Genomic DNA, 12458 nt, shown 5'->3' with positions numbered 1-12458 from the left:
ATCAATGATGCTGTTACCGTCAAAGGCTGCAGCGTTAAAGATATCTACAAAATTAACAGCTTTTTTTAGATGATGCTTTAAAATTGAATCATTTTTAATTTCTGTTTTCATCTTTATCCTCCTATCTCAATTAGAAGAATAAAGCATTAAATCTAAAGACATTATACTACATAATTTATTCCTCTACTATCTATATACAACCGCACTTAGTGTTTTTTCTTTTTTTATTTTAAATTTTTTAAAAAAAACTAGATTATCAATCTAGCTTGGTAACTTCAATTAATTGGTTTGTATAAGGATGGATAAACGATAACGAAATACTATCTAAATGGTAGGGTCCTGGCTGTTTAGAACCATATAAATCATCACCCGTTAAAGGATGATTAAGACTAGCTAGATGAACCCTTATTTGATGAGTACGTCCTGTTTCTAAAATACACTCTAGTTTACTTTGAAATTCATTATAAGATAAAGTCCGATAATGAGTTATTGCCTGTTTACCATCAGGAGAGATCAAACGTTTTACACTATTACTATCTTTAATAATAGGCTGATTGATCGTACCTGACCCCTTTAATTTACCATCAACCAAACAGTGATAAACACGTTTTACTTGTTTAATATCTTTAGAAAGTAAATAGTGACTATAGCTGTTTTTAGCAATCAGCAAAAGTCCCTGGGTATCTTTGTCTAAACGATTAACTAAATGAATCGTTGCTTTAAGCTGATTGTTTAAATAATAAGCTGTTAATGCATTAGCAAGAGTTTTATCTACGTAGCGTTTAGTTGGAATACTTGGTAATCCTGGCGGTTTATCGACAATTAAATAATAATCATCTTCATAATAGATTTTTAAAGGTAAATCATAAGGAGTTAACTGATTTTGTTCTAATGGCCAAACTAGTTCCACGATATCACCTACTTTTAATTGATATCTAACAGTCTGATGAATCCCATTAACTAATATATCTCCTTGCATTTTGATTCGTTTAAGTGCTTTTTTACTAATATTCTGGTTTAATAAAAAATCACGCAACAAAATATCTTGATTTGATTTTAATATCATTGCCAAATAAACGCCCTTCTAATTCGCTGAATGAAAGAAATCGGACGATATTCGATAAATTTAACGGTTTGATCAGCTATTTTAATTTCAATTTTTTTTACATCCGTAAAATCAAAATGAAGATTATCAATTCCCATGCTAAGCTGTTTAAAATGTTTACTTTCAAGTTTGATAACCCGACTAGCATCTAAAATCATACTCGCTCCTAAACTGCGATAAGCATTGTGCTGGATTGGAGCAACTTCACTTAACTGCATTAATGGTGTACCCGGATAAATTACAGCACCACCGATTGATTTATTATAAGCAGTAGAACCTGATGGTGTCGAAACACATAAACCATTACCTCTAAATACTTCTAATAATTCATCATCAATATAAACATCAATCACCTGGGTTACAAAACCATAATCAATACGCATTTCATTAAGGGCTAAATAAACTTCTTTTTGATCCTGATAAAAAACAGTAACTTCTAGTAAATTACGATGATTTATTTTGTATTGATTACTTTTAATCGCTTCGATCAATTCATCAATTTCATCTTTTAAATAATCAGTATAAAAACCTAAAGTACCAGTATGTACTCCAATGAAGCCAACATCTTGATTTAAATACTGATGAACTGATGTTAGCATCGTTCCATCACCGCCAATACTTATTACTAAATCCGGATTTTCCTGATTGTTGATAGCAAATGATGTCAGTCCTGCTTTAATCTGATTAGCTATTTGATTTGAAATTTCATCTTGTTTTTTAAGTATTGCATATTGTAACATTGTTTTCACCAACCTTAACGTCTATAATATATTATATAACAATGGAGGATACTATGGAAGAAAACTTAGAAATAGAATTTAAAATACTAATTACGAAAGATATTTATAATCGAATCATCAATGAATATCCGCCTAATCGTACTTACCAGCAAACTAATCATTATTTATTACATCCTCGTTTATCGAAACTGCGTTATTCACTTAGAATTCGGGATAAAGATAATCAGTTTGAATTAACTTTAAAACAGCCACAAAAACAAGGAACTTTAGAAACTAATTTAATGATTGATCAGGAAACTAAAGATAAAATCTTAAATCATCAGTTAGTTGAAAATGAAGTTTTTGATAAACTTAAACCTTTAAATCTAAATAGTATGATGTTTATCACTGATTATTATTTAACTACTATTCGTCATGAAATAGTCACTAATGAAGGATTAATCTGCGTTGATTTTAATTCCTATAATCATCTTTACGATTATGAATTAGAGTATGAGGTCAATGATTATCAAACTGGTAAACAAGCTTTTCTTGATTTTATTGGTCAATATAATTTAACATACGAACATAATTGTATGAGTAAAATTAATCGTATGCTTACTAGCATTCCAAAATAAAAAGCAGTGAATTTTATTATCACTGCTTATTTTCTTGGTGATAAGCCTCTTTAATCGAATTTGGATTATTTATGAATTGAGGGCAGAGGTCACTATTAGGACATTCTGCTAATTTCCGTAATTCACGAGGAATGAAAACTCTAATCTCCTCAGCATTATAACCAACCTGAAAACGACGTTCATCGATCATAATTGGTCTTTTTAATACTGATGGATTAGCTTGAATGAACTTAATTAATTCATTAATTGACATACTATCTAAATCAATATCATTTTCTTTGATAACTTTACTTCGTTTAGAAATGATATCATCAGTACCATTTTCACTTCGCTCTAACAATTCTTTTAATTCAACTTCTCTAAGCAAGGTTGAAAAAATATTTTTTTCCACATAAGGAATATTATGTTCTTTCAGCCATGCCTTAACCTTTCGACATGATGCACAACTTGGTGCAGTATAGATACGAATCATAATATCATCTCCCTTACCTATACTATTATACATAAAATTTATTTTTTTTCTATCTTTTTTAACGAATAAGTCAAGTTTGATTGTCTAATCACTCAACTATTTTAGTAAATAATAAAAAAAATCAAGGAATTTGTAACTATTCAAATTCCTCGATCATTTTAATAATCATATTTTTATCATAGCCCATTTCCTGCATTTCATTTAAAAAAGCAGCAATTTTTTCATTAATAACTTCTTTTTTCATTCTTTCAATTAATTCAATATCTTCACCTACATAACGGCCAACCGCTCTTTTACTGTAAATAATACCTGTCCGTTCTAATTCATTAAGAGCTTTTTGAATCGTATTAGGATTCACACCATAGGCCAGCGCCATTTCTCTAACTGAAGCAATTTTATCACCAGGATTATAATGATGGTCAAAGATCTCGTTTTTAATTATCTCCATTACTTGAAGATAGATTGGTAAATTAGAGTCAAATTCATATTTCATCTTATTCAACTTCAATTTGATGATTGATCAAATATACTGTTGCTACAAAAAAGATCAATGACAAACAAACTCCTAAGCAAATAGATGATATTTCATTACTATAGACAATAGGCAATCTTTCTAAAAAGCTAAAAATTACTATCCAGCTAATAAAATATATCGCAATTCCGACAAATGTTTTATATTTAGGTATAAATTTTGTTTTGGTAAAAGTAATCACTAAATAAAATGATAAAATAATTGCTGACATAAAAGCAAGATAATCAACTAAATAGATCAAAAAAACGTCAAAGTTACTAAATGTCCTTTTTACAACTATTATTAGTGCTTCAAAAAAATTTGCCATCCTAACTTCACCAGTTGTAAATAAAAGAATCGTAATCCCAACTAACAGCACAAGCATACTGGCACTGATCCAGATTAAGCTGCCAATTAATTTAGCACCAATTAACTTTTCACTGCTTACTGGCAGCGTCAAAGTTAAATAACCAGGTCGTTTATACATTGAACGATTAAAGCTGATGATCACATTTAAAAACATCGCAATAATAATTCCAAAAAAACAAACGGAAGTTAAAACGCTTAAAATACCCGTAATTGTTGTAATGGGCATTAAAGGAGTAACAACACACAATAATAAAAAGACTAAAAAAGTTAATAAATACTGCCGATATGATTCAATAATTTCATATTTTAATAGTTTTAACATTTAAATACCTCCCTAAATGCCTCATCGATTGATTGTTTTCGTTGTAATCTTAATTCTTCTGTTTCTTGATGTAAGACTACTTTCCCTTCTTTTAAGAAAACTACTTCATCAAAAATAGTTTCCAGATCACTAATTAAATGAGTTGAAATTAGCACTAAAGCATCTTTTTGATAATTATTTAAAATAACATCTAAAATAACTTCCCTGGCAGCGGGATCAACACCAGCAATCGGTTCATCCAAAATATAAATTTTCGCTTTTCTTGACATTACTAAACATAACTGAAATTTTTCTTTCATCCCTTTAGACATTGATTTAATTTTCATATTTGGATTTAAATCAAATCTTTTCATCAATGTTAAACAATTTTCCTGATCAAAATCTTGATATAAATCATTAAAAATATTTAAAACATCTTTAACATACATCCAGTCCTGGAAATAGTTTTCATCTGGTAAGTATGAAATAACTTTACGTGATTCAACCCCTATAGGATTACCAGCAACTAAAATTTCACCCCAAAAATCTTTTAACAAACCATTGATTATTTTAATTAATGTTGTTTTTCCAGAACCATTAGGTCCTAATAATCCAACGATCTTACCAGCTGATAAGTTTAATGAAACATTATCTAAAGCTTTAAAGGATCCATATTTTTTAGTTACACCTCTTATTTCTAATAAATTATTCATATTATACCTCCTACTGTATTAATACACTAATACAGTATCACAGTTATTTATTTTTGTCAACAATTCTATTTTTTTACAAACTGGTTATATAAAAGCTCATGAATAAACGAATAACCAACTTCTAATTTCTTCTTTAAATGCAAATATTTATCAATACTTTTATCACCATGAATTTCTAATTGCTTACATACTTTTAAAAAACGATTATAATCTTCTAAATATAATTTATCGACCATGTGTTCAACATACTGTTTTTTAATTCTTTCCTGTCTTGTTAATCCATATTCTTTAAGCAAACCTTCATCATACATATGATAATTAAAAACAGTAAAGGTTTGCTTATTTAAATAAATATTAATTTCCTGACGCTGTTTCATTGTCATCAAAGAACGATAAGCTAATTTTCCATTAGGATTGATTTCAACAACCACACTATATTTACCATCGCCAACAATAAAAATACGATTAAAATATTCTTGATCAAATAAATTAATACAGCCATAAATAAAATCATGAAGAGTTTTTTGATCAACCCGATAAGCTTCTAAGCGCGAAATAATCTCAAGATCATCATCTTCATCCCATTCATAGGGTTCTAATAACTCTTCATCTTCTTTGACCCAGTTTACAATAACATCTTTCATACATTCCTCCCATATAAATATATGTTATTTTTATTAAATCATGTTTTTTGTATCTTTTTATTTTCAATTAGGCTATAATGGTGCCTGAGGTGAAAAAATGGAATTAATCAAAAACATCATTGTTTATAGTATCCTTGGTGCTATTCAGGGATTTAGTGAACCAATTCCCATTTCAAGTAGTGGTCATCTAGTTATTTTCCAAAGTATTTTTGAAAAACTAGGATTAATGGTCCCACAAATGAATGACATAACTTTTGAAGTTATCGTCAATACTGGTTCCCTGCTTGCAATCATGTATTATTATCGCCAGCAAATAATTGGATTATTCATTGCCTTTTTTAGTTATATTAGTGGCGATACAAGAAAACGTAAATATTATGAATGCGAGTTTAGATATTGTATTTTATTAATAGTTGCTACTATTCCTGCAGCCATTGGCGGATACTTACTCAATGATAAAATTGAAGCAGCTTTTTCTAATCCTAAATTAGTTGGCTGTATGCTTTTAGTAACTGCTAACTTTTTATTGTTAGTACATAAATTTGGTTATCGGGGAAAACGCAAAGCACGAAAATTAAATCTTTTTGATGCCTTGCGGATGGGATTTTTCCAATTATTAGCATTAATGCCAGGGATTTCTCGTAGTGGTTCAACTTTAACTGGTGGGATGTTAGGCGGATTGTCACAAAAGGCAGCTCGGGATTTTTCTTTTTTCATGTTTATGCCGGTAAGTGTGGGCGCAATTATTTTAAAATTGCCTGATTTTATCAATTCAACTACTTTAGCTACTCTATGGCTACCATATTTAGTTGCTTTTATCGTCAGCGGAGTAGTCACTTATGCTGCCTTACAATTATTATTTAAACTGTTAGATAAGAAAAAATTGAATGTTTTTTCTTTATATTGTTTAATTGTTGGGGTTATTAGTATTTTATTTTTATAGGAATTTTAATTTTATTCGTACATAAACAAATAAAAATTGGAGACTTTAATCTTAATATAAAGTCTCCTTTTTTATATAATTATCTTTCATGACAAAATAGCTTATTACTTGTAGCTACCCGCTCTTGCCTAATTGAAAATTTATTTGCAATAAAGTAGTGTGTGGTCAACTCAAACGGTTGTACCCCAGCATACCACATAATGGTTTGTTTTAATAATGGTACATGTGATGATCCAATGATCTTACTTTGTTCTTTATCTGGTAAAGCTGCTCCTAATTCCATATATCCATATGAACGCTCAATTTTTAATTCATCTACGTATTCATTAAAAGAGCCTTCCAATTTTTTAATATTAATCGTTGGTAAAATTTCTTGTGAGATATATGTATACGAAAGGCAAATTAATGAATCATTCCCATACCTGGCACGTACAAAAAAGTGAACAAAATCATTTTCATCAATTTCTAATTTTCTAGCAACATCAGGAATATCTTTTCCTTTAATGATTAAATATTTAATCAATTCACATGATGGCGTTAAACCAGCATTACTAATCATCTCTGTAATACTTTCAAATTCTACTATATCTTTTTCAATTTTAGTCTTATAACCATCATCAACATAAGTCCCTTTTCCTTTTATTCTTTTAATATATCCATGCGCAGCTAATTCATTCATACTTCTAGATATAGTCATATGACTTACTGAAAATTGTTCGATTATTTCATCCTCTGAAGGTAATAAAGTATTTACCACTAACTCTCCATTTTCTATCTTGTCTTTAAAATAATTAAAAATTTCCATATATTTAGCAATTTTTTTCAAAATTTCACCACCCACCTATTTATAAGGCAAACCAATTGGTTTGCCTTATTAATTATTTTAAATAATGCGAAGAAACATAACGCTTTTTAATTGGACTAACCTTAGTATCAATACCAGTATCTTCACATATCAAAGCTGATAACACTTGAAATGGTATAATATAAATAATTGGGGAAAGAATATCAGATGTAGTAATGCTTAGCTTTAAATCTCGATCACTAACTTCTTGATCACTTTCACTCGTTATTACAAAAACATGCTTAGTAAATACATCTTTATAATATCCTAAAAGTTCATTTAATCTTTTTTTCTCAGCTTCACCTTGTGAAGCAATTAAAAAGATATAATTATTCTGGTCATAAGCACGCATTGGTCCATGCATTTGTTCTTCCATTTCATACGCTGTACATGGTCTGCCATAAGTTTCAAAAAATTTAAGACGCCCTTCTAATGCCGTTGGGTAATTATAGCCATATCCAGCAATCGACGATTTAGTCATTTGCAAAAACTCATTTCTATTACGATTATACCAATCAATAGATTCTTTTACAACTAAATCCAAACTATTACTTAACTCTTTTGCCACAAAATCAAGATTTTCAAAATCATCTTTTCCAATGATATTTTTTTGTTTTGCTATTTCAATTGCTTGCAAATAAAATTGAAAAATAGTTTCTGTATAGCCTCTTGTCTCAGGTCCTATTTCTTCCTCTTCACAAACCAAATGACAATATGCTTTACCATATTGTTGTAATACACTATCTAACTGTTCTGTAACAGCGATTGTAAAATATCCATCATCATATGCTTTCTTTAAAGCATCGCATGTTGAAATACTATCACCATGTTGTGAAAATCCAATGACACATATTTCTTGTGGTTCAAAAACTTGTGCTGGATTGATCTTTTCGTGATAAGTAAATAATGTTGGTGGAATTGCACATCCTTCTATATTTAAAAGGTCTACAAATATGTTTTTGATAACTAAAGCTACATGATGGGAAGTTCCCGAACCTAAAAAATAAACTTTCTTAAAATTATTATTTACAAAGGCATCTACAAAATCTTTCATATATAGATTTCTTGTTTCATATGCCTTTTTTAAAACGCGCGAAGTATCTTTAATATGTCCAATCATTGATAATTTATCTTTTTCCATAAATATTCTCCTCATAGTATATTTATCTGATAGTTCTACATTAAATATATCATAATTTTCTATTTTTTCAATATAAATATATATTTATTATGTATAAAATATTCTATTTCTCATTAAATATACAATTATTATTTACTTAAATATATATTTATGCTATTATGATTATAGTCTGATAGTTCTATAATATTGAAAGGAGGAACACATAGAGTTTATGAACCAAATAATTATTTCATCTCACGGTAAACTTGCTTCAGGTATGAAAAATACACTAGAATATTTTGGTGCAAAAAATATCATAATAATAGAACAAACTGTTGATGAATCTAATTTTGAAAATAAAATACGAAAAATTTTAAGAGATAATTTACAAAAAAACTGCATCGTTTTTACTGATTTATTAGGAGGTTCAGTAAACCAATATTTTTTTAAATGTTTAAAAGATTTTAAATTTCATCTTATAACAGGTATGAACCTACAAATGATCTTAGAGTGTGTTTTCAAAGCTGAAGATCTGTCAAGTCAAGAATTACTACAAATAATTGATGCATCAAAACAACAATGCTGTTATATGAATAATTTAATAACTGCTGATATTAAGAAAGGATGTAATGAAAATGATTAGTTTATTAAGAGTAGATGGTCGTCTAGTTCATGGGATGGTTGCTGTTACTTGGGTTGGTGAGCTCAAACCAAATGTTTTGATGGTTGCTAATGATAGTGCTGCAAATGACAATTTTCATAAAATGACTTTAAAACTAGCTAAACCTGCTAATGTTGATATGTATATTTTAACTTTAGACAATGCCATTAAACGAATCAATGAGCCTAAATTTCAGAAAAAGAAAATCTTCATGACTGTTGGAACTATTTTTGATGCTGAATATATGGTAAATCATTGTCCAGAAATTAAAAAAGTTAATATTGGTCCAGAAGTGGATGGTGCAAATGGGCGTACTATGACAGGAAAAATTGAAATAAGTAGTGGTGTATATGCTTCAAAAGAACAATTTGCCAGTCTTAAGCGAATGCATGATAAAGGTGTTGATGTTTTTGCTCAAATAACTCCGCAAGTCCCTCCAGTTTCTTTTAAAGAGTTTTCAAAAAAATTTATAAATGAGGAGGAAAATTAACATGATACTAGAAGCGATTTTAGTTGGACTCGTTGCTGGATATGGACGAATTGAACAATCCTGGTTCGGACAACAAATGATTGCTCGTCCAATTTGGCTTTGTACACTTGTTGGACTTGTTCTTGGTAATCTTGAACAAGGCATAATTATTGGCGGTACTTTAGAATTAGTATGGGCTGGTGTAGTTCAAATCGGAGCTGCACCAACCGAGGTAGTTAGTGGCAGTGTATTAGCATCAGCACTTGTAATAACTAGTAATCTAACTGTTGAAGAAGGTGTAGCTTTAGCTATTCCGGTTGCGTTGTTAGCTAGTGTATTAAATACATTTATTTCTACTGCCAATTCAGCAATTTTATCATCAATGACTAATAAAGCTGTCGAAACCTGTAATACAAAAATGATATGGTGGACTGGTATAGGTGGTGGCATTATTTATTTTATTGTATATTTTGTTGTTATTGCATTAGGATTTTTAGCTGGATCAGTTGCCATTCAAGCTGTAATAGATTCAATCCCAGATGTAATTAGATATGGTCTAAGTAATGCCAGTCAACTATTACCAGCAATTGGTATTGGTATTTTAATGAAGTTCACTTTTGATTGGAAATATGCTGGCTTTTTATTACTAGGCTTCCTTTTACCTACGTATTTTGGATTAAGTACAATGGCTGTAGCCTTAACCGGTCTTGTTTGTGCTTATATTTATTACCAGTTCAAACCAAATGAAGTGGAGGATGATTAAAATGTCAGAAATTAGACTTACAAAAAAAGAATTAAAAAAAGTTTTTTATCGTTCATATCAAGCTCTAGGCTGTTATACTTACGATAAACAACAAGGAATTTCTTACATGCGAGCTTTATTACCTGCATTAGAAAAATTATATCCGGATAAAGAAAAATTACAAGAAGCCTTAAACCGGCATAATGCAATGTTCAATACAACCTGTGCTTTTGTTCCATTTTGCTTAGGAATTACCTGTGCAATGGAAGAAGAATATGCAAATGCTCCAAAAGGAAGTTTTGACCCACAATCTATTAACTCAGTAAAAATTGCTTTAATGGGTCCTTTAGCAGGAATTGGTGATAGTTTCTTTTGGGGAACTTTTAGAGTAATTGCTTGTGGTATTGGAGCACCACTAGCTGCAAAAGGAAATATTTTAGGTGTTATTCTTTACTTGATCTTAAATTTACTTCCTTCTACTCTAACTAGAATTTATGGTTTTAAAATAGGATATCGTGGTGGCCGTGACTTTTTAGCCAAAATTCAAGCTGATGGTACACTAGATAAAATAACTGAGGCTGCAAAAATTCTAGGATTAGTAGTTATAGGTGGTCTAATTCCAAGCATTGTAATTGTCCCTGTTGCTTTAGAGTTAAACTTGGAAGGCGGATCTTTTATACTAGCAGATGTTTTAGATAGTATTATGCCTAATTTATTACCATTAGTTCTTTCTATTATAGTATATCGTTACATTCAAAAGGGAACTAGTGTAAATAAACTGTTATTTATTCTTTTAATATTAGGAATTCTTTTAACTGCTATAGGCTTTTTTCCAATGAAATAAAAATGGAAGTTATAATAATAGTTATATTAGTTTTAAGCAGTTTGATTTTAGGTAGTTGCTATCGCAAAAAATTATTAATCGAAATGTTCAATTTGTTAAATATTGCCTCCAATGATCATGATGAAAAAAATTTTTTAGCCACTTTAAATAATCCAAAATATAAGATGCTCATTTCAAAGGCAACATACATAATCTTAAAATTAAAATTTTATCTTAAGGAAGATAATCATCAAAAGATAATTGATATCCATACAAAAAAAGATCGGATTAAATTTAATAAAAATGACCAGTTAGCCTATTATAAATTACTATATTCATACTTTGTAGATTATGGATATCAACAAGATGCTAAAAACCTATTAAAGGAAATTCATAAAAATTATGATAACCAAAATGATTTAGCCATAAAATATTTCATTTATGATTGTGATATGATTGATGATATTTATTTTAATAAAAATATTACCAGAATTTTAGAGATAGAGAAACTTATTTCCTCTATCTCTAATCAAGAGCTTTTATCAGTCTATAATTATCGTTTAGCAAAATTGTATTCTTATCAAAAAAATATTAAAAAAGCTACTGATTGTTTAATCATTGCTAAAAACAATACTCATGATGAACTTTCAATAAATAAAATAAATAATATTTTAAAAGGAGACTGGTATTTATTATGATCCAAGCAATATTTTTTGATTTAGATGGTGTATTAATTAATAGTGAAAAAATGCATCAACAATTATTTAAAGAATATCTAGAAGAAACTAATTCCCCTATTCCTCCAGAGCGCCTTAATTATTTAATTGGTTCCCATAAATCTTTAGATCCTTGGGATAAAATTCTTGATGGGATAAAGCTAAAGGATACCAAAGAAGAATTTAAAATGAAATTTAAAAAAGCTCATCAAGAAAAATTAAAGCTAGTAGATTATAGTACACTAGCATTCGAAGAAACAGCTATTGTATTAAAAAAACTAAAAGAAAAAAAGATAAAGCTTGCTGTTGCTTCAAGTAGTAATTACAAATACATATATGAAGTTTTAAATAGTAATAAATTAGTTTCCTTTTTCGACCTTATTTTAAGTTGTGATGATTTTGCCAGCAGCAAACCTGCACCAGATATTTATCAATACTGTAAGAAATATTTTGGATACAAAAATAATAATTGTTTGGTTATCGAAGATTCACCAATCGGCATACAAGCTGGAAAAAATGCTAATATTAAAGTAGTTGCTAGAAAAGATAATTTATTTAACTTAGATCAAAGCAACGCTGATTTCTTTATTAATAATTTAAATGAACTTTTTGATATAATAATATATTTAAATAGTCAACAAGAGGATTGGAATATAATCCTCTTTTGA

Annotated in this window: 17 protein-coding genes; 8 read left to right on the top strand and 9 right to left on the bottom strand. The window is 29.1% G+C overall.

Annotation, left to right across the window (positions count from 1 at the left end):
* Nucleotides 1-256: 256 nt before the first annotated feature.
* Together J7M77_RS05725 and J7M77_RS05720 are read right to left on the bottom strand one after the other, a co-directional pair.
* Nucleotides 257-1066, bottom strand: coding sequence for an RluA family pseudouridine synthase (locus tag J7M77_RS05725; protein ID WP_296876876.1), 810 nt, complete (start codon nucleotides 1064-1066; stop codon nucleotides 257-259).
* Nucleotides 1063-1845: an NAD kinase gene (locus J7M77_RS05720; protein ID WP_296876875.1), complete on the bottom strand. Its 783-nt coding sequence runs from the start codon at nucleotides 1843-1845 to the stop codon at nucleotides 1063-1065. The genes J7M77_RS05725 and J7M77_RS05720 overlap by 4 nt, the downstream gene beginning before the upstream one ends.
* Before the next feature lie 53 nt (nucleotides 1846-1898).
* On the opposite strand from J7M77_RS05720, the gene J7M77_RS05715 reads away from it, so the two are divergent.
* Nucleotides 1899-2462 (top strand): CYTH domain-containing protein, encoded by a 564-nt coding sequence (locus J7M77_RS05715; RefSeq protein ID WP_296876874.1) that lies wholly within the window; start codon nucleotides 1899-1901, stop codon nucleotides 2460-2462.
* A gap of 19 nt (nucleotides 2463-2481) precedes the next feature.
* Here the strand turns inward: J7M77_RS05715 and spx are convergent, their stop codons facing one another.
* From spx to J7M77_RS05690, 5 genes are all read right to left on the bottom strand, one after another.
* A complete protein-coding gene (spx, locus tag J7M77_RS05710) occupies nucleotides 2482-2934 on the bottom strand; it encodes a transcriptional regulator Spx (protein ID WP_296876873.1) in 453 nt (150 codons plus the stop codon).
* Nucleotides 2935-3070: 136 nt separating this feature from the next.
* Nucleotides 3071-3427 carry a GntR family transcriptional regulator gene (locus J7M77_RS05705; RefSeq protein ID WP_296876872.1) on the bottom strand — a complete coding sequence of 119 codons (357 nt, stop codon included), beginning with the start codon at nucleotides 3425-3427 and terminating at the stop codon, nucleotides 3071-3073.
* Between the two features lies 1 nt (nucleotide 3428).
* Nucleotides 3429-4136 carry a hypothetical protein gene (locus J7M77_RS05700; RefSeq protein WP_296876871.1) on the bottom strand — a complete coding sequence of 236 codons (708 nt, stop codon included), beginning with the start codon at nucleotides 4134-4136 and terminating at the stop codon, nucleotides 3429-3431.
* Nucleotides 4130-4828, bottom strand: coding sequence for an ABC transporter ATP-binding protein (locus J7M77_RS05695; RefSeq protein ID WP_296876870.1), 699 nt, complete (start codon nucleotides 4826-4828; stop codon nucleotides 4130-4132). The genes J7M77_RS05700 and J7M77_RS05695 overlap by 7 nt, the downstream gene beginning before the upstream one ends.
* A 65-nt stretch (nucleotides 4829-4893) precedes the next feature.
* On the bottom strand, nucleotides 4894-5472 hold the full coding sequence (locus J7M77_RS05690) for a hypothetical protein (RefSeq protein ID WP_296876869.1): 579 nt from the start codon (nucleotides 5470-5472) through the stop codon (nucleotides 4894-4896).
* A gap of 97 nt (nucleotides 5473-5569) precedes the next feature.
* On the opposite strand from J7M77_RS05690, the gene J7M77_RS05685 reads away from it, so the two are divergent.
* Nucleotides 5570-6415, top strand: a complete 846-nt coding sequence (locus tag J7M77_RS05685) for an undecaprenyl-diphosphate phosphatase (protein WP_296876868.1) — start codon at nucleotides 5570-5572, stop codon at nucleotides 6413-6415.
* Between the two features lie 79 nt (nucleotides 6416-6494).
* Here the strand turns inward: J7M77_RS05685 and J7M77_RS05680 are convergent, their stop codons facing one another.
* Nucleotides 6495-7241 carry a GntR family transcriptional regulator gene (locus J7M77_RS05680; RefSeq protein WP_296876867.1) on the bottom strand — a complete coding sequence of 249 codons (747 nt, stop codon included), beginning with the start codon at nucleotides 7239-7241 and terminating at the stop codon, nucleotides 6495-6497.
* A gap of 52 nt (nucleotides 7242-7293) precedes the next feature.
* A complete protein-coding gene (locus tag J7M77_RS05675) occupies nucleotides 7294-8400 on the bottom strand; it encodes an SIS domain-containing protein (protein WP_296876866.1) in 1107 nt (368 codons plus the stop codon).
* A 211-nt stretch (nucleotides 8401-8611) separates the two neighbouring features.
* On the opposite strand from J7M77_RS05675, the gene J7M77_RS05670 reads away from it, so the two are divergent.
* From J7M77_RS05670 to J7M77_RS05645, 6 genes are read left to right on the top strand one after another with little or no spacing between them, the layout of a single operon-like run.
* Nucleotides 8612-9022, top strand: coding sequence for a hypothetical protein (locus J7M77_RS05670; RefSeq protein ID WP_296876865.1), 411 nt, complete (start codon nucleotides 8612-8614; stop codon nucleotides 9020-9022).
* Complete coding sequence (locus J7M77_RS05665; RefSeq protein WP_296876864.1) at nucleotides 9015-9530, top strand: PTS sugar transporter subunit IIB; 516 nt, start codon at nucleotides 9015-9017, stop codon at nucleotides 9528-9530. Before J7M77_RS05670 ends, J7M77_RS05665 begins: the two co-directional genes overlap by 8 nt.
* Nucleotide 9531: 1 nt before the next feature.
* The gene (locus J7M77_RS05660; protein ID WP_296876863.1) at nucleotides 9532-10272 is read left to right on the top strand and encodes a PTS sugar transporter subunit IIC; all 741 of its coding nucleotides are present in this window, start codon (nucleotides 9532-9534) and stop codon (nucleotides 10270-10272) included.
* A gap of 1 nt (nucleotide 10273) precedes the next feature.
* Nucleotides 10274-11095, top strand: a complete 822-nt coding sequence (locus J7M77_RS05655) for a PTS system mannose/fructose/sorbose family transporter subunit IID (RefSeq protein WP_296876862.1) — start codon at nucleotides 10274-10276, stop codon at nucleotides 11093-11095.
* A 2-nt stretch (nucleotides 11096-11097) separates the two neighbouring features.
* The gene (locus tag J7M77_RS05650) at nucleotides 11098-11772 is read left to right on the top strand and encodes a hypothetical protein (protein WP_296876861.1); all 675 of its coding nucleotides are present in this window, start codon (nucleotides 11098-11100) and stop codon (nucleotides 11770-11772) included.
* Nucleotides 11769-12458: an HAD family phosphatase gene (locus tag J7M77_RS05645; RefSeq protein ID WP_296876860.1), complete on the top strand. Its 690-nt coding sequence runs from the start codon at nucleotides 11769-11771 to the stop codon at nucleotides 12456-12458. The genes J7M77_RS05650 and J7M77_RS05645 overlap by 4 nt, the downstream gene beginning before the upstream one ends.

Origin of the sequence: Thomasclavelia sp., from assembly GCF_017889095.1 — a bacterium.
Classification (GTDB): Bacteria; Bacillota_I; Bacilli_A; order Erysipelotrichales; family Coprobacillaceae; genus Thomasclavelia.
This window is presented reverse-complemented; position numbering and strand designations above follow the sequence as displayed.

What these genes read in the sequence shown, in the direction of transcription:
- J7M77_RS05725 (WP_296876876.1), bottom strand. Translation starts at nt 1,066, where the DNA reads ATGATATTAAAATCAAATCAAGATATTTTGTTGCGTGATTTTTTATTA.
- J7M77_RS05720 (WP_296876875.1), bottom strand. Translation starts at nt 1,845, where the DNA reads ATGTTACAATATGCAATACTTAAAAAACAAGATGAAATTTCAAATCAA.
- J7M77_RS05715 (WP_296876874.1), top strand. Translation starts at nt 1,899, where the DNA reads ATGGAAGAAAACTTAGAAATAGAATTTAAAATACTAATTACGAAAGAT.
- spx (WP_296876873.1), bottom strand. Translation starts at nt 2,934, where the DNA reads ATGATTCGTATCTATACTGCACCAAGTTGTGCATCATGTCGAAAGGTT.
- J7M77_RS05705 (WP_296876872.1), bottom strand. Translation starts at nt 3,427, where the DNA reads ATGAAATATGAATTTGACTCTAATTTACCAATCTATCTTCAAGTAATG.
- J7M77_RS05700 (WP_296876871.1), bottom strand. Translation starts at nt 4,136, where the DNA reads ATGTTAAAACTATTAAAATATGAAATTATTGAATCATATCGGCAGTAT.
- J7M77_RS05695 (WP_296876870.1), bottom strand. Translation starts at nt 4,828, where the DNA reads ATGAATAATTTATTAGAAATAAGAGGTGTAACTAAAAAATATGGATCC.
- J7M77_RS05690 (WP_296876869.1), bottom strand. Translation starts at nt 5,472, where the DNA reads ATGAAAGATGTTATTGTAAACTGGGTCAAAGAAGATGAAGAGTTATTA.
- J7M77_RS05685 (WP_296876868.1), top strand. Translation starts at nt 5,570, where the DNA reads ATGGAATTAATCAAAAACATCATTGTTTATAGTATCCTTGGTGCTATT.
- J7M77_RS05675 (WP_296876866.1), bottom strand. Translation starts at nt 8,400, where the DNA reads ATGGAAAAAGATAAATTATCAATGATTGGACATATTAAAGATACTTCG.
- J7M77_RS05670 (WP_296876865.1), top strand. Translation starts at nt 8,612, where the DNA reads ATGAACCAAATAATTATTTCATCTCACGGTAAACTTGCTTCAGGTATG.
- J7M77_RS05665 (WP_296876864.1), top strand. Translation starts at nt 9,015, where the DNA reads ATGATTAGTTTATTAAGAGTAGATGGTCGTCTAGTTCATGGGATGGTT.
- J7M77_RS05660 (WP_296876863.1), top strand. Translation starts at nt 9,532, where the DNA reads ATGATACTAGAAGCGATTTTAGTTGGACTCGTTGCTGGATATGGACGA.
- J7M77_RS05655 (WP_296876862.1), top strand. Translation starts at nt 10,274, where the DNA reads ATGTCAGAAATTAGACTTACAAAAAAAGAATTAAAAAAAGTTTTTTAT.
- J7M77_RS05650 (WP_296876861.1), top strand. Translation starts at nt 11,098, where the DNA reads ATGGAAGTTATAATAATAGTTATATTAGTTTTAAGCAGTTTGATTTTA.
- J7M77_RS05645 (WP_296876860.1), top strand. Translation starts at nt 11,769, where the DNA reads ATGATCCAAGCAATATTTTTTGATTTAGATGGTGTATTAATTAATAGT.